Below are 16,451 nucleotides of genomic sequence, written 5' to 3'. Positions count from 1 at the left end.
AAAGCTTTTCACACTCATATTTTAAAAATAACACTATTTTTTCTTCCGGCAAACTACTACCATAGAATAGCAGTCTTCCCCTAACTCATTTCCTTCCCAATCATTATATATATGTAATAATTCAAAACCATTCACTACTAATAATCTTTCTAACTCCTGTGGATACGTATAGCGAAGATCAATCGTTGTTTTCAGTTCTTCTACTTGCATATCACCCTCATAAAATCTTCTTGTTGTTATGTAATGCTGTATTTGCTGAATTGAATCGTATGTCATTTCAGTATATAGATCGCATTTTCTTTCCTTTTCATCAATAATAGTTGTCCAATATTCTTCTGTAAATGGTTGTATTAATTCTTCTTTTGAAGGAAAACGTGTATCGAATATGAATATACCATTATCAGCTAACACATGATGAATAGATGTTAATAACTTATTTTGATCTGTATTCGTAAGAAAGTGTTGAAATCCATGATCAACCATAAATGCTAATGGAATCGTTTCTTCAATCTTTAATTGTAAACAGTCTTGTTGTAACCATTTTACTTTTTTACAATCCATAGATTTTCTCTTTGCTTCAGCAAGCATACCTTCATGTATATCTACACCAATCATTTGATATCCGTTTTCTATAAATGGAATTGTAACCCTTCCTGTTCCGCAGGCAATATCTAGAATCCATTCATTTTGTATATTTAGTTTTTGCGCCCATGATAGTAAGAACGGAAAATCTGACAGACTTTTATTTTCTATATCATATCGTTTTGGATTTTCGTATTCAGATAGACTCCATTTTGTTTGCAAACGTATTCCCCATTTCATATTTCCACTTAAGTTTAATATATAAATTATAACGAATTATTAGTTTTTTCTCTATAATCAAACATAATTACTTGGACTAATCTAACTTTCCTTTTCGTAAGCTAAAAATAAGTGGAAGAATCGGAGTGTGATACGATGGAACGATTATGGATTCCAATGATTGTTACGTTTTTTTCATTTGGTGGATTACTATTAGGCGGTGCTGTTGGCATTGCTACACGCCAGCTAATTGAAGAAAAAATGCATCGTTTATACGCATTATGCGGCGGAATTTTGCTTGGGCTTTTATCCCTTGAAATAATTCCTGAAACATTTGCAAGCTATGAAATAATTGGGCCTATACTTGGTATAGCTATCGGTATTTTAGTTATGAGCTTATTAGATAACTATTGTCATCATCCAATGATACATAAAAAAGATCAACAAGCATGGCAAACTTTTCTTTTTCTTTCTTTTGCTATATTTATTCATAATTTGCCAAGTGGATTTGCTTTAGGTACAGCTTTTATTAATCATGCTGAATCTGCAGTTCCTTTTTTAATAGCAATCGTTGTTCACCATATTCCTGAAGGATTAGCTTTAATTATCCCCTTTCTCTTTACAAAGCATAAATATATTTCATTTTTACTAACAACTTTATTACTTTCACTTATTCTCGGTACCGGTACTGTTTTTGGCATTTTGATGGAAGGAAAAGCTCTTCATCTACAAGGGCTCATTATGGGAAGTGCTATCGGTTCCCTTAGCTATGTTACAATTCATGAAATGCTTTGGAAGGCAAAAAGACAACTCTCATTCCTGACATTTTTAACATGGGCAACTAGTGGATTTTTACTAATAACAGTATTTACACTATTCGCTGGTCATCATTAAAGATAATAATATAATCATTTGTATATTTTTCCTTTTTCTCCAAAACATAATAGTATCTACCTAATTATAAGGAGGAAAAATTATGTTTGGGAAAACAGCCGGTGAAGCTCTAGTTGACCTTTTAATTGACTGGGGAGTAGAACATATATACGGAATGCCTGGAGATTCCATCAATTCTATAATTGAAGCTTTACGAAAAAAACAAGATAAAATCAAATTTATTCAAGTGCGCCATGAAGAAGCTGGTGCACTTGCAGCAGCTGCCTATGCGAAATTAACAGGGAAACTCGGCGTTTGTATGGCAATCGCAGGGCCCGGTGCTATTCATTTATTAAATGGTTTATATGATGCTAAACTCGATAAAGTCCCTGTTCTAGCAATTTCAGGTCAAGTAGAAACAGATTTACTCGGGACGGATTTTTTCCAAGAAGTAAACTTAGAAAGATTATTCGATGATGTTGCGGTATATAACCAGCGCATTATGTCAGCAGAACAGTTGCCTGCTGTCGTGAATCAAGCGATTCGAATGGCTTATACGAAAAAAGGTGTATCTGTTCTTACGATTCCAGATGATGTTCCGAAATTCGAAGTAAAAAGTGGTGCTCGTGTTACAAATACTTCTTTTACATTACCTGAGTTATTTCCGCAAGAAGAAGATTTACATGCTGCAAAACTCGCAATAAATGAAGCGAAAAAGCCTGTAATTTTAGCTGGAAAAGGTGCGAAACATGCGAGAGAATCTTTACTTACTTTCGCAGAACACATCGGTGCTCCAATCGTACTTACATTACCAGCTAAAGGAATTATTCCTGATGAACATCCACTTTGTATCGGTGGATTAGGATTAATTGGAACGAAACCTTCTTATGAAGCAATGAAACATGCGGATACTTTAATTATGATTGGTACATCCTATCCGTTCACAGGTTTCTTGCCCGAAAAAGCAAAAACAATTCATATCGATACTGATCCTGCCCAAATAGGAAAACGTTACGTAACAGATATTGGCTTAGCTGGTGATGCTGATAAAACATTAAAATGGTTAATTGAAAATGTAGAAAAACACGAGGACCATTCCTTCTTAGAGCATCATCAAGAAATGATGAAAAAGTGGGAAGAAAAATTACACAATCAAGAAGAAGATTCTTCTACTCCAATTAAACCACAACGCGTTATGCATGCACTGCAACAAGTAGCTCATGATGATGCAATATTATCAGTCGATGTCGGAAATGTAACAGTATGGACAGCAAGGCACTTTCGTATGACAAATCAGCAATTTATTATTTCTAGCTGGCTCGCAACACTTGGCTGCGGTTTACCTGGTGCACTTGCTGGAAAAATTGCTTTCCCGGATAAACAAGTATTTGCGGTTTGTGGTGACGGTGGTTTTGGAATGACAATGAACGATTTCGTAACAGCTGTTAAATATAAACTACCAATCGTTGTCGTCGTTTTAAACAATAATAAAATCGCCATGATTAAATTCGAACAAGAAGTTATGGGGAATATCGAATTTGGTACAGACTTAACAAACCCTGATTTTGCAAAATACGCAGAGGCGTGCGGAGGTATTGGATACCGTGTTGAGAATGTAGATGAACTACTTCCTGCTTTCGAAAGTGTGGTAAAACAAAATAGTCCGTGTATTATTGATGTAGTTGTAGATGTAAATGAAGCACCAATGCCAGCAAAAATCACCTTTGGTCAAGCCGCTGGTTATACGAAGCATATGATAAAAGAATTATTTGAAGAAGGTAAGATTGATTTACCACCACTTTAAACAAAAAAAGATAGCTGAAAACGATTTGTTTTATTTAGAACCAAGAAATAGGTATTTAGCATATGTATATCAATAATAGTTATATAATGTTGCACATTGTATAGACGAAAAAGAAGAGGATAGATAAAGCAGAAAGTATATGCATTATCTATCCTTTTTGTACTACATATGACCTCATTTACTAAAACAACATTTTTAGACCTTATTGAACTAACGCATGCGTTAGTTCAATAAGCATTTTTTCACAATCTTTACAGAAATGCTACCCTTTAGTTCAATGAGGAAAAACTGCCTTAATTGCAGCCCTTGCCTCTCCTTTTGTGCGTGGTGGGTGGTACTTCCATTTTACCAATGGATGGTTTCTTCTTGTTTTTCTTGACATAAAAAGGGGCCGTCCCAAAAGCCAATTTCCGATGGCTTTTGGGACGGCCCCTCTAACCCTTTAACTGAAAGAAAACCTGTTCAAAATTGCCTCAGTACTAAGTATGACAGTGTTAAGCTCATTCCCTCAGCTATCTTTTCCTCTTCTGAAATAGAGACTGCGTAAAAAATTTTTGCTGTTCACGCGAGCAATCACCTGACTGCGACTTCTCGGCAAATTGCAGCATTGCGCTAAGCCGCTAATCCAATCAGCGATTTCTTGATGTGGAAGTAACTCTTTGTCAATCATCGTATCCACGATGTTTACCAACCGCTCATCATCCTCATCGCTAAAAATGTGTCTACCATTATGAAGCATGCCAGAAATAGCGACAAGAACCTCACGCAGCATTGCGACGCTGCTCTCCTCGCACTGCACCAGCTCGACAAAAACATCCGCACCATGAGACGCGCTGTGAGCCCAGCCTCCTACTGAAATGTAACCTCGCAGATCCTTCTCCTCTTTATAATAACGGAGCATCGCATGTATTAATTGCTCAATTTCCGCTTGATTAAAAAATGGATTCTGTCTGTGACGTTGCACAATCAAAGCGATAGGTAAAGCAGAGAACGTCCTTGTAAAAACTGACTGATCATCCTCGCTACCAATACTATAGAACAAATGGTTCTCATCAGTCAGAACAGTTAAGAGGCTTCGTAACTCCTCTTCACTGAATCTATTCTCTTCTCTAATCCACATATAAAACATCGAATAAATCAGGTTATCCCGTAATTCTGGCTGAGGATCGCCAATATATTGAAGTAACAAAGGTAAGAAATCTTGATGCTGCTCACCTTCGCGTAACTGATACTCATCCTTCTCAATTCTTTGCAAATCCAGCATCAATTTAGTCCTTGTATCGCTCATTTCCCCATCTCCTTCCACATTAACATAATCTCCTCTATAACAACTTCTGGCTCATCATGATGAATATAATGTCCACTTCGACTAGCAATCCGGTACTTGCTTGACGTTGATAGCCATTGGAATTCTGCTTGGAGTCTTTGCTCAATTTCCAATATTTCTTGAGATGGCCATCCCTCTTCAACATTGTCAGGTAAACCTCTTGTAATAATTACAAGAGGGAGGTTACTTTGCTTTGAATGATCAACGATTTGCTTATAACTTTGTATTTTATCAATCTTCTCACTATTCAACATAGGATTCTCGTAATATTCCCTATTTCTTGCAAGCAGATTTTCGGGTAGAACCTTTTCATAGGCAAGTTCTTTATATTCCGGTGCAGCGTCAACCAAAATCATACCGCAGATGTTCAGTGGATAAAGGCTGGCATATAATCTAGCGACCAAACCACCAAAAGAATGTCCTACCAATATATAGGGCTTCTCCACTTCAAGCGCTAGCAACAATTCGTTTAGCTCCTCGACTAGATTATAGCAAGTCGTCGGGACGGATGCGACTTGACTCCTGCCAATACCCGACCTGTTATAGGAAAAGGTTGATGTTTCTTGCGATATTCGGTCTTGGACTTTTTTCCATGTCTCATAACTATCGCCTAACCCTGCTATGAAGATTACGCTTGGAATACTGTTACGTGAATATTTATTTAATAGTCTGTGGTTATCACATATATCAATTATCTTTTTATTTTGTATAGTCACTTTTAATCACCCAGTTCAATTATAGGATTTACACTATCGATATTTCCATAATAATTCGATTATTATTTCTTTTAAAACTTTACTGTTTTTTAACTTCAGCTATCTTTTTTATTTTTGTACCTCTCTATAGAAAGAAAAATCATTCACATTAGTTTGTATTCGTTTCTCTTCCTTTACTTCTTTATCCTTGCTCTTAAGTATTTTTATATTTCCTAGTTTAATCGCATCTTGCATACTATTACTAACTAGATTTCCCGCTAAAATTGTCATACTATAAAAAGCAATTGGTATAAGTACAATCCATGTATGTGTAGTTAAATGGCGGAAGTTTTGACCAATTAGGCCAGTCCATTCTTTTGTTACACTATCTGGATCCATTCCACTGAAGATTATTGTTCCACCAAAAAATAATTGCAACAAACCAAGGTGTAAAAGAAGCAATAAAGTACTCACAAATTGTTGGGCTACTAATAAAAGAAATGGTGGTAACATATGCGGCCATATATGGCGCTTCAACCTCTGCCATTTACTCCCGCCGAGAACAGTAGCTGCCAACATAAATTCCTCTTTCTTAATACGTTTTACTTCTTGCGCTACATATAGCATAACTGTTGGTACAGCAAGAAATACAAGAACTATAATTTGAAATGCCACCCGCAAATACAACGGCACAACTTCCGCTCCACTGTCAAACGTTAAAACTTCATTTAACATAAAATAAGAAATCATGACCATTGGTACAATACTAAAAGGATCAAAAAATGATGAAATAACTGGAAAAGAACGTTTACCATACATACCAAGAAGTAAACCAACTCCCCCTCCAACTATAACTCGTAAAATCGCTATAATTATACTCGCTCCAACTGTCCATTTCGCGCCTTCTATTATTAATTGAACAATGTCGCGGCCTTTCACATCACTTCCAAACCAAAATTTACTTGATGGCGAAAATGGAGCTGCCTCTAGTTCTCCTTTTTCGTTATACATCATCGTAAGTTCGCGAATATTCCCATCAAAAAACACCGTATATCCAATACTAACAATCATTAGTACACTTAAAAAAGTAATACCTATCCAAAATCTCACATCTCTTTTTACAACTTGCCACATATTACACACGCTCCTTTATCACATTTTGCAAGAGTGTATGTAATATACGAAATAGTATAAAAAGCGGTACGTATAATATTACTAGACTCACTGTAAATATTTCTAATTTAGAATTTTCTTTTACAAAAACAAACATACCATATGTATTAAATATCCATTCAATAATATATAAATTGGAAAGCATAAATAATATATTTGTTTTCGCATAATAAATTGTCGTCAATAAAACATTTCTTGAAATATGATGTGTCAAAATATGCTGTAAGCTTAATCCTTTACTCTTGGCAAACAAACTATAATCTTTCTCTAACTCTTCTTTAAATCGTAATAACAACAGTTTAATAAATAATAATGTTGTTGGTATTGTAAGACATATAATCGGTAACAAACGTATCCTTTCTTCCCCTAATCCAGCTAGTTTAACCGGCATAAATCCTGTTTTTTGAAAAAGAATTACGACAAGAAGTTGTGATAATAAAATAAGTAATATATCTGGTATACTCTCAAGCGTAAGAAAAATCCCGTTCCACATTTTCTGTTTCATATGAGAACGTTGCAATACCCAAACGACAAGTACATACGCTATAAGCAAAGATAGTAAAAACGCTGATAGAAATACAATCATCGTTTCAATATAATGAATCCATATTTGTGGAAATAATTTTCTTGAGTCCCGAAATCCATATGTAATTTCACCTGGTTGAAGTAACTTTCCTCCAAGAAATACAATCGTGTTCCAAAAACCGATTAAATCCATTTGCAATCCCTTAAATAAACGTGGCAGCGCACCTAAGCAGATTATACATAAAATAGCAGCTACTAGTTGTAAACAAGTAATCCCACACCATTTAACAATTCGCATCAACATAACGATTTCTCCTTACTATCCGATAGAATATTCAGAAATCAAAAACCAGATATATTACATCTTTTCAGCTATACCTTGCACTCGTTTCTTTCCACTAGGTAAAATGGCTCGATATAAACACGTAACAAAAAATAATAAACCAAATAAAATAATAAACAACGTATCTGCACGAATCCATTTCGGGAACAACATCGCTATCGCACCGAGAGATAACAGCTGGAATCCTGTCGTTAATGGACTAAGTAAACTTTGAACGCGTCCCATGAATGACTCTTCTACAATTTCATACATCCAGCCCATTATTGCAACATTAATAAATGGTAAAAAGAAAGTCGCAAAAGCGATACATACATAAAAAGACCATACGTGATTTACAAAGTAACACATACCGAAAAAGACTCCTGAGCCCGCCATACCAAATACAATAATAGGCTTAGGTGCATATTTCTTACCTATACTTGTTGCTACTATACTTCCAATTAATAATGAAATCCCTCCAACTACACCGCCCACCATCGCTAAACTTTCATACGTTGCTGGTGCTAATTTATATTTTAATATGTAAGTAGTGGATACGCTTAAAATACCATTTAATAGTCCAAATACGATAAATCCTAAAAGTAATTTTTTTAAAGTGTCATTTTGATATATATACTTGATTCCTTCTTGAAACTCTGTTATTAACATCTTCAAATTAACTTCTTTCCACTTTGTTCTACCATTTGGCAAACGAACTTTTTCTGGAACGGAGATCGTTTGAATCAAAATACCACTCATAATAAATGTGAGCGTATTTACTAAAATGCTCCCATAAATTCCAAAAGTCCAGTACACCATCGTTGCAATTCCTACACCAAATAAAGCATACAAACTATTTACCATTTGATTAATCCCTGCTGCTGCGCCATATTGGTCTGATTCAACTACTCCCTGTATCATCGACTGTTCTGATGGAGAGAAAAATTGTATACATGCATTTTCCAAAAACAAAAATATAAAGACGAGTATAATCATTCCGTAATAAAGCGAAATTAGAATTCCGATATTACAGAGCGAACAACATATATTGCTTACCGTACAAATACGTTGTCTATCAAAACGATCCACTACTGTCCCTACTAATAGAAAAAAGATTAATGCGGGTAATGCCATCATAATTTGTGTCATCGTTGCGTAAACTGGTTGTTTTCCGTACTGGTCTAACAAATAAAACATTAAAGAAATTCCAGCAATCATAGAACCGAGTCGCTCTAAAATATTTGCTAGAAAAAAACGGGCATACACTTTGTTGCGAAATAACTGTAGCATTTCTTTCATACTTCTAACCCTTTCTCTCGACAAAATTTTATTTTTTCAGTCATTTCTTGGAAGTTATATTATATTTTTCGATCATTATCCAATCTTTTCCTTCTGTATAGAGAACAATATAAAAAAGACTCTTGTTTTTTATCAAGAGTCTTTTTATTTAACTTCGCTTCAGTTAATACTATGCATCTAAATATCTTTATACGTCTCGCTAACTATTATAATTTTCTAAAGTTCGGATACACTTTATTTATTTTACGAATGTATCGCACATCCAATTATAAAATTTTTCTTCCTCCTCAAATTGTGGATAATGAGCTGACTTCTCAAAAGTAATAAATTCTTTTTGACCTGCTTCAATCGTATCAAAATATGTTTTTGCTGCATGATATGAAGTGTTATAGTCATATTTCCCCATAATGAAATAAAGCGGTAGCTTCATTTTAGTCACCTTAGTAGGCAATGGATTCTTTAAATCCTTTTCTAATAAGACAGTTTGAGAATGTGATAATCCAACGTTATAACGAATTACGTCTAACAAGTTATATTCATTACTGAGTAACATTCCGATGTTATCACCATCTGGATTTTCAATGAGTCTTGATGTTCCACCATATTTCGCAACATAATTTCTCGGAGTGTATGTATCGCCATTTTTAATTTTTTCAGTCAACCCATTTAAATAGGACACCTCATCTGTATTCCCAGCTTTTTGTGCCTGTTCAACCACATATTTTAAACTATCGATTTCACTTTCTACTGTATCACTCATTTGCCCGATGCCAACATATGCTTCAAATTTTTCCGGGGCTTTATTGGCAGCTTGCATTCCGATATATGTACCGTAAGAATGACCAACCAATATTATTTTTTCTCGACCAAGACGGTTTGAAATATAATCTGTCATAGCTAATAAGTCTTCTACAAGAAGATCTGATATAAGGTTCGAATAGTCTTCAAAGAAATGATACGACTTCCCGCTCGCTCTTTGATCGTAATTAACAACTGTGAATTTCTCTTCCAATAAGTTTTGGTATTTTTGAGCATATGGTATTTCTGAAGTTCCTGGTCCACCATGTACAAAAATAATAACTGGATTGTTCCTATCTTTGCCGCGTATCATAATTTCATGACCACTGCCATTTATCTCTACTTGCTCTAATATGTTTATACTGTTCTTCCCCTTTATTTGCGAAGTCCATGTAGGAAATATTAGTGCTACGATTAATAATAGTGTAGTGATGGCACCAATAAGTTTTATTAATTTTTTTATCTTCTTCATAAGTAGTCTCCTTTCTTTTAAATTTATAAAAACATCAATTTAATTCTGTAAAACTCCCTCAAAATAATATTAATATATAACAATTTCTCTCTCTAATTTCATCTTGCTCGTTTGCACATTTTTAATATCCCATACACTTCTTAACTTTCCCCTATATAAACTCTTAATATTTTCTTAATTTTCAATATAAATTTTATAGAAAGACTCGGTCACAATGTATTAAAAATAAAGAAAAAAGCCCTTGTTTTCAAAACAAAGACTTTTTTCCTTTAACTATTTCGCTACCTCTTCTTTCGGCATTACCATACCTTTGTAAAGTTGAACAGTTATCCAGTAATAGATGAAATAAATGACTAAGAAAATCCCTATCGGCACCCACACTTTTACAAACGGGTCAACTAATATGAAGCTAAATAAGTTTAGCCCTACTAACACGTGGGAAATCCCAATGATTGCCGGGAAGATAAATAAATATGAAATTTCTTTATATATACTTTTCGTTAACATACTACGTCTCACACCAATTTTTCGTAACATTTCATAACGTCGTACGTCACGAGAAGCACCTGTTAATATTTTGAACATAAGAGAACTTGCCATCATTGCTAAAAAGGCAATTCCGAGGAAAAATCCCATAAACATTGTTCCACTCATGAAACTGTTCATAAACTGATAAATTGTCATTTTCGTAAATAAGTCTACTTTTGCACCTGTTGTTTTTTCAATTTGTTCTTTTTGTCTCTTGTCTATTTCAATTAACAACGGTTTATATTTTTTCATATCATCTACTTTTGCTAATGTTACACTATGTTCCGTTCCTTGAACTGCTTTGTAGTGTTCTTCATCTGCAATCCTTACAGGTTTTCCGTTAAATTGATTATGTGTAATTTGTATTTCTCTTACAACCGCATCTTCCCAATCCCTTGGCATACGAGGAAGTTTATTGGCTGCTTCAGGAGCTTCCAAAGCAGAATAAACAGGTTCAGTTAAAGGTTCAGCCACACGTTTACGAGCAGGTTCTTTTAAAGTTTTTGTATCAAAGTGGTCTGAAACAAGTGGTGGTTTCTCAGTTAAGTCGTTACGTAAATAATAAACCGCTTCTCCATCTACTTTATACTTATACTTGCTTTCTTCCACAATTTCCATTTCTTTTAAGGCTGCTTTATCTTGATTATTTGGATCATGAATTACGACATCATATACACGAGAGAAGTCTGTCATAATACCTACATTTTTTTGGAACGCCATCCCTGCCGTCATCGCACCTGCACCTAATGCAATTAACATCGCTACGGTACCTAATACTCTCGATAAACTATTTACTCGAAAGCGTAGCTGTGCATATGTAAAACTATTTAAGCCCGTTTCATTTCGTTTTTTATTCCCTTTAATTTTCATCACAAAAAATGGAAGCAATGAACTAAAGATAAAATATGTTCCGAGTGTTGTAACGATTGTCGCTATTATAAAACCAAGTTCAGCAAACATTTTTATATTTACCATAAAATAATATCCTGTACTTACTAGTAATACACCAAGTACAGTCATTATAATAATGCGAGTTTTACTTTTCTTCACTTCATCTAGTGTTTCATCTTCACGTATTAATTCTAATTCTGTTTTACGTAATAAACGGATGCTATTCATTAAACCAGTAATAAAAAATAGTATTAAGAAGAAAATAGCTGTAACTAAGATTGCTGGTGTATATACAGATGAATAACTACCTTTTGCTGAAATTTCCATACCATTCATTAAAAAGTTTCCTGCTACACTTGCAAGTAACATCCCTACTAAGATCCCGATAATAATACTGACAATACCCATACCGAATGTTTCAATAAATAATAACTGTGCTACTTTTTTCTTTTTCGCACCGAGCATCATGTACATACCGAGTTCTTTTCTTCTTAATGTGAGTAAGAAAGAATTGGCATATATAATATAAAATACAGTAATGAAAGATAATAGTATGGCACCTACCCAAAATACGAGTCTAATACTACCAATAAGACTATTATCCTTCGTAAATTCACTATTCATCGCCATCGTTTGGAACATGTAGAAAATACTAATACTAATAACGAGACCAATAAGTAAAACCATATAATCTTTTAACATCTTTTTCATACTATGACGTGATAATTTGAATAACATAGTCTCGCCCCCTACTTAGACTCAGCAGCTGAGCCCATATGAGCGAGCACGCCTAAAATGTCTTGATAGAAATTTTCTCGCGTTCCTTGACGCTTTAACTCTTTATAAAGAAGACCGTCTTGAATAAATAAAATACGTTCACAATAACTCGCGCTAAATGCATCGTGTGTAACCATCAAAATACTTACATTGTGATTTTCATGTAAATCTTGCATCGCTTCTAATAAGCTTTTTGCATTTTTACTATCAAGCGCACCTGTCGGTTCATCTGCTAATACGATTGCTGGATTATGTACTAAAGCTCGTGCTGCCGCCGTTCTTTGCTTTTGTCCACCAGAAACAGCAGTTGGATATTTCGTTAAAATTTCAGTAATCCCTAATTTCTTTGCAACCTCATTTACCTTCCCCGTAATCTCACTTGAAGGTACGCCTTGCAGAGAAAGTGGTAAAGCGATATTTTCATAAATTGATAAGTTTTCTAGTAAGTTAAAATCTTGAAAAATGAATCCTAATTTTTGAGATCGAAAATCAGATAATGCATTCCCCTTCATAGAAGTAATATTTGTACCAGCTATTGTCACACTGCCACCCGTTGCTTGATCCAATGTACTAATCACATTAAGTAAAGTCGTTTTTCCAGATCCAGAAGGACCCATAATCCCGACGAATTCCCCTTCTTTAATACTTAATGACACACCCCTTAACGCTTTTGACTGATTCTCATTTCTTTTCCCATACGTTTTTTCTACACGTTCTACAGTAACTACATTTGTTGACATCTCTTTCACTCCATCCCTTTTGTATAAAATTAATTTCTCACATATTTCTTATCTTTTTCTCATGTAAATCCTTAATAATTTTTAAACTTTTCAATCAGAAAGGATTACACGAGTTACGTAAACCTTTTTCCTATTCCATATTCTCACTTTTCTAAAACTCGTTCCTTCGATTTCGCTTACATTTACCTTACATTTTTGTAAGGTAAAAAATATTACAGACCATTTCATAAGATGGATTCATTTGTAATGAGCAAGTTTTTTATTTTTATCAAAATTAATAGGATACATAAATAACAATAATAATAATAATAATAATAAGTTAAAAAACAATATAATTTTATTTTAAAACGATAAATTATATGATAAAATCATGTTGTCATTAAATAAACGAGGTGCTTTTTATGAAACAAGTTACAACACTCTTTTTAAAACTAGCTATTGTTTTTATAGGTATAGTAGTACTTGCATTGTGCATATTTTTAGTTCCTAAAATCGGGAATTTCGCTGGAGAATTGTATCCAGCTATTGCTTATATGAAATCTCTCGTTTTAATCGATATGTACGTAGCGACGATACCTTTTTACTTCGCTCTGTATCAAGTTTTTAAACTTTTAAGTTATATTGATAAGAACAAAGCGTTCTCGGTATTATCAGTAAAGGCTTTAAAAAATATAAAATACTGTGCCCTCACTATCGGTACCATATACATACTAGGTATGCCAATTTACTATCTTATGGCAAAAAAAATTGATCCTCCAAGTTTTATACCAATTGGATTGATCATTATTTTCTCCTCTATCGTGATTGCTGTTTTTGCTGCAGTTCTCCAAAAGCTCTTACAAGAAGCCATTAATATAAAATCAGAAAATGATTTAACGGTATGAAGTGAAGTATATGGCAATAAATGATGAAGGGATAGCGATTAAGCTATCCCTTCATCATTTATTATGGTTCTTTAATGAGTTTAAATTCAGTAATACATGTTAATGGTGTATTTTATTATCAATCTCTATTTCTTATTTTTTATTTCCTCTTTTATACTCTCCACAAACCCATTTAGTTCAATAACTTCTGACTGGTCTTCACCGTATTTACGTACATTTACAGATCCGTTCTCCATTTCCTTATCCCCAATAACAAGAACATAAGGAACTTTTTGCATTTGTGCTTCTCTTATTTTATATCCTAACTTTTCATCTCGTACATCTCTTTCAACACGAATGCCAGCTTGTGCTAATTTATCCGCAATCTCATCTGCGTATTGTACATGGACTGCATTCGAAACTGGAATGACCTTCACTTGAACCGGTGCCACCCATGCCGGGAACGCGCCTCCAAAGTGCTCAATTAATATCGCTAAGAAACGGTCTAAAGATCCTAAAACTGCTCTGTGAATGACAACTGGTCTTCTCTTTTCATTCTTCTCATCTATATAATTTAAATCAAACTTCTCTGGCATTTGGAAATCTAGTTGGATTGTCCCGCACTGATGACTTCTATTTAAAGCGTCTTTAATATGGAAGTCGATTTTCGGTCCATAAAATGCACCGTCACCTTCATTTAGTCTATATTTATAATTCAATGAATGTAATACATTTTCTAATGCCTCTTCTGCTTGCTTCCACAACTTATCATCACCCATTGAATCTTCTGGACGAGTAGAAAGCTCTACTTCATATTCGAATCCAAAAGTTTTATAAACGTAATCAATTTGCGCCATTACAGATTTAATTTCATCTTCAATTTGTTCTGGAGTTACAAATAAATGAGCATCATCTTGGCAGAAAGTACGTACTCTTAATAATCCATTTAATGCCCCGCTAAATTCGTGTCGGTGTACTTGACCGAACTCACACATACGAATTGGCAATTCGCGATAAGAGTGTAATTTATTTTTGAACATTAACATATGTCCTGGGCAGTTCATTGGTTTTAATGCGAAACTTTTATTGTCTACTTCAGAGAAATACATGTTGTCTTTGTAATGTCCCCAGTGTCCTGATTTCTCCCATAATTCTTGGTTCATCATAAACGGAGTACGTACTTCTTGATACTTATACTCTTTTTGAATTCCTCTTAAAAATGCTTCTAATTCATTACGAATAATTTGTCCTTTCGGTAAATAAAATGGCATTCCCGGAGCCTCTTCAGAAAACATAAATAACTCCAGCTCACTACCTAATTTACGATGATTTCTTTTTGCTGCTTCTTCAACGAAATGTAAATAACCTTCTAATTCTTTTTGAGAAGAGAACGCAACACCATATATACGCTGAAGCACTTGATTGTTACTATCACCTCGCCAATATGCACCAGAAACGTGAGTTAATTGGAAGGCTTTCAAATAGCCTGTTGACGGTAAATGAGGTCCTCTACATAAGTCTACAAATTCACCTTGTTTATAGAGTGTTACACTTTCCCCACTAGGAATTGCTTCTAACAATTCTAATTTCAGGTGATCATTCATTTCTTGAAACAGTTTTTTTGCCTCTTCTCGTGAAACCTCAACTCGCTCTATTTTTATATTTTCATTTATAATTTTTTTCATTTCTTTTTCGATTTCCGGTAAATCTTCTACGTTTACACTACTCGGAAGATCCATATCATAATAAAATCCATTTTCAATAACAGGTCCTACACCAAGGTTTACATTACCATGCATTCTCTTTACAGCTTGCGCTAAAATATGTGCCGCAGAGTGTCTTGCAATTTCTACCCCTTCATTTGAATCTATAGTAACGATTTCTACTTCCGCATTTTCTTCAATATTTCGGCGTAAATCATATAACTGATCATTTACTTTCCCTGCGACTGCTTTCTTTTTTAAACTACTGCTAATGGATCCCGCAATTTCTTCTAAAGTAATTCCTTTTACAAATTCTTTAACGCTTCCATCCGGAAATTTCATTTCAATCATCTGTTCTTTCATTTTTCATCTCTCCATTTCATAATAAAAAGCACACTCATCCCTAAAATAGGGACGAGCGTGCTTTTACCCGTGGTTCCACCCAGATTCCCATTGTAAATATACAATGGCTTCTTTTACGGTAACGTCGTTTACACGGCACTAGATACTTAATTTCCCCAGTACAGCTCTAAGGTGGTAAGTTATTTTTCTGCGTTAGGAAGTTCTCAGCTTTCCTTCCTTCTCTGTATAACCGGATAAAATAACTCGTGTCCTTTTCTTCGCTTATTATGAAATTGAATACAAAAAAGCATATTCATCCCTAAAATAGGGACGAATATGCTTATATCCGTGGTTCCACCCAGATTCCCATCACAAAAAACATAATGGCTTCTTTTGCGATAACGTCGCTTACACGGCACTAGATACTTAGTTTCCCCAGTGCAGCTCTAAGGTGGTAAGTTATTTTTCTGCGTTAGGAAGTTCTCAGCTTTCCTTCCTTCTCTGTATAACCGGATAAA

Annotated in this window: 12 protein-coding genes, 1 pseudogene and 1 other annotated feature; of the genes and pseudogenes, 3 read left to right on the top strand and 10 right to left on the bottom strand. The window is 34.4% G+C overall.

What is annotated here, in order from left to right; translation table 11 throughout:
* Nucleotides 1-33 precede the first annotated feature (33 nt).
* Nucleotides 34-822 carry a class I SAM-dependent methyltransferase gene (locus JDS99_RS21235; RefSeq protein WP_199695661.1) on the bottom strand — a complete coding sequence of 263 codons (789 nt, stop codon included), beginning with the start codon at nucleotides 820-822 and terminating at the stop codon, nucleotides 34-36.
* A 135-nt stretch (nucleotides 823-957) separates the two neighbouring features.
* On the opposite strand from JDS99_RS21235, the gene JDS99_RS21230 reads away from it, so the two are divergent.
* On the top strand, nucleotides 958-1,695 hold the full coding sequence (locus tag JDS99_RS21230) for a ZIP family metal transporter (RefSeq protein WP_097907514.1): 738 nt from the start codon (nucleotides 958-960) through the stop codon (nucleotides 1,693-1,695).
* Between the two features lie 82 nt (nucleotides 1,696-1,777).
* Complete coding sequence (locus JDS99_RS21225) at nucleotides 1,778-3,478, top strand: pyruvate oxidase (protein WP_199695660.1); 1,701 nt, start codon at nucleotides 1,778-1,780, stop codon at nucleotides 3,476-3,478.
* 442 nt (nucleotides 3,479-3,920) lie between these two features.
* Here the strand turns inward: JDS99_RS21225 and JDS99_RS21220 are convergent.
* The 8 genes and pseudogenes from JDS99_RS21220 to JDS99_RS21185 all read right to left on the bottom strand — a co-directional run bounded on the left by JDS99_RS21220 (nucleotide 3,921) and on the right by JDS99_RS21185 (nucleotide 13,025).
* Nucleotides 3,921-4,766 (bottom strand): annotated as a pseudogene (locus JDS99_RS21220) (DUF2785 domain-containing protein).
* The gene (locus tag JDS99_RS21215) at nucleotides 4,763-5,521 is read right to left on the bottom strand and encodes an alpha/beta fold hydrolase (protein WP_199695659.1); all 759 of its coding nucleotides are present in this window, start codon (nucleotides 5,519-5,521) and stop codon (nucleotides 4,763-4,765) included. The pseudogene JDS99_RS21220 and the gene JDS99_RS21215 overlap by 4 nt, the downstream one beginning before the upstream one ends.
* A gap of 108 nt (nucleotides 5,522-5,629) precedes the next feature.
* Nucleotides 5,630-6,634: an ABC transporter permease subunit gene (locus tag JDS99_RS21210; protein ID WP_097907512.1), complete on the bottom strand. Its 1,005-nt coding sequence runs from the start codon at nucleotides 6,632-6,634 to the stop codon at nucleotides 5,630-5,632.
* Between the two features lies 1 nt (nucleotide 6,635).
* Complete coding sequence (locus tag JDS99_RS21205; RefSeq protein ID WP_060488707.1) at nucleotides 6,636-7,502, bottom strand: ABC transporter permease subunit; 867 nt, start codon at nucleotides 7,500-7,502, stop codon at nucleotides 6,636-6,638.
* A 54-nt stretch (nucleotides 7,503-7,556) separates the two neighbouring features.
* On the bottom strand, nucleotides 7,557-8,843 hold the full coding sequence (locus JDS99_RS21200; RefSeq protein ID WP_199695658.1) for an MFS transporter: 1,287 nt from the start codon (nucleotides 8,841-8,843) through the stop codon (nucleotides 7,557-7,559).
* Between the two features lie 214 nt (nucleotides 8,844-9,057).
* Nucleotides 9,058-10,089, bottom strand: coding sequence for an alpha/beta hydrolase (locus JDS99_RS21195; protein WP_199695657.1), 1,032 nt, complete (start codon nucleotides 10,087-10,089; stop codon nucleotides 9,058-9,060).
* A 273-nt stretch (nucleotides 10,090-10,362) separates the two neighbouring features.
* The gene (locus tag JDS99_RS21190) at nucleotides 10,363-12,246 is read right to left on the bottom strand and encodes an FtsX-like permease family protein (RefSeq protein WP_199695656.1); all 1,884 of its coding nucleotides are present in this window, start codon (nucleotides 12,244-12,246) and stop codon (nucleotides 10,363-10,365) included.
* 11 nt (nucleotides 12,247-12,257) lie between these two features.
* Nucleotides 12,258-13,025 carry an ABC transporter ATP-binding protein gene (locus JDS99_RS21185; RefSeq protein ID WP_000106412.1) on the bottom strand — a complete coding sequence of 256 codons (768 nt, stop codon included), beginning with the start codon at nucleotides 13,023-13,025 and terminating at the stop codon, nucleotides 12,258-12,260.
* 401 nt (nucleotides 13,026-13,426) lie between these two features.
* Between JDS99_RS21185 and JDS99_RS21180 the strand changes: the two genes are divergently transcribed.
* Nucleotides 13,427-13,909, top strand: coding sequence for a DUF2975 domain-containing protein (locus JDS99_RS21180; RefSeq protein ID WP_199695655.1), 483 nt, complete (start codon nucleotides 13,427-13,429; stop codon nucleotides 13,907-13,909).
* Between the two features lie 125 nt (nucleotides 13,910-14,034).
* On the opposite strand, the gene thrS is transcribed toward JDS99_RS21180, so the two are convergent.
* Nucleotides 14,035-15,954: a threonine--tRNA ligase gene (gene thrS / locus JDS99_RS21175; RefSeq protein ID WP_199695654.1), complete on the bottom strand. Its 1,920-nt coding sequence runs from the start codon at nucleotides 15,952-15,954 to the stop codon at nucleotides 14,035-14,037.
* A gap of 44 nt (nucleotides 15,955-15,998) precedes the next feature.
* Nucleotides 15,999-16,221: a binding site (T-box leader), on the bottom strand.
* Between the last annotated feature and the right edge of the window lie 230 nt (nucleotides 16,222-16,451).

Source organism: Bacillus cereus group sp. N6, assembly GCF_016483705.1.
GTDB lineage: Bacteria > Bacillota > Bacilli > Bacillales > Bacillaceae_G > Bacillus_A > Bacillus_A wiedmannii.
Note: the sequence above shows the minus strand (reverse complement) of the source record. Positions and strands in the feature narration are given on the sequence as shown.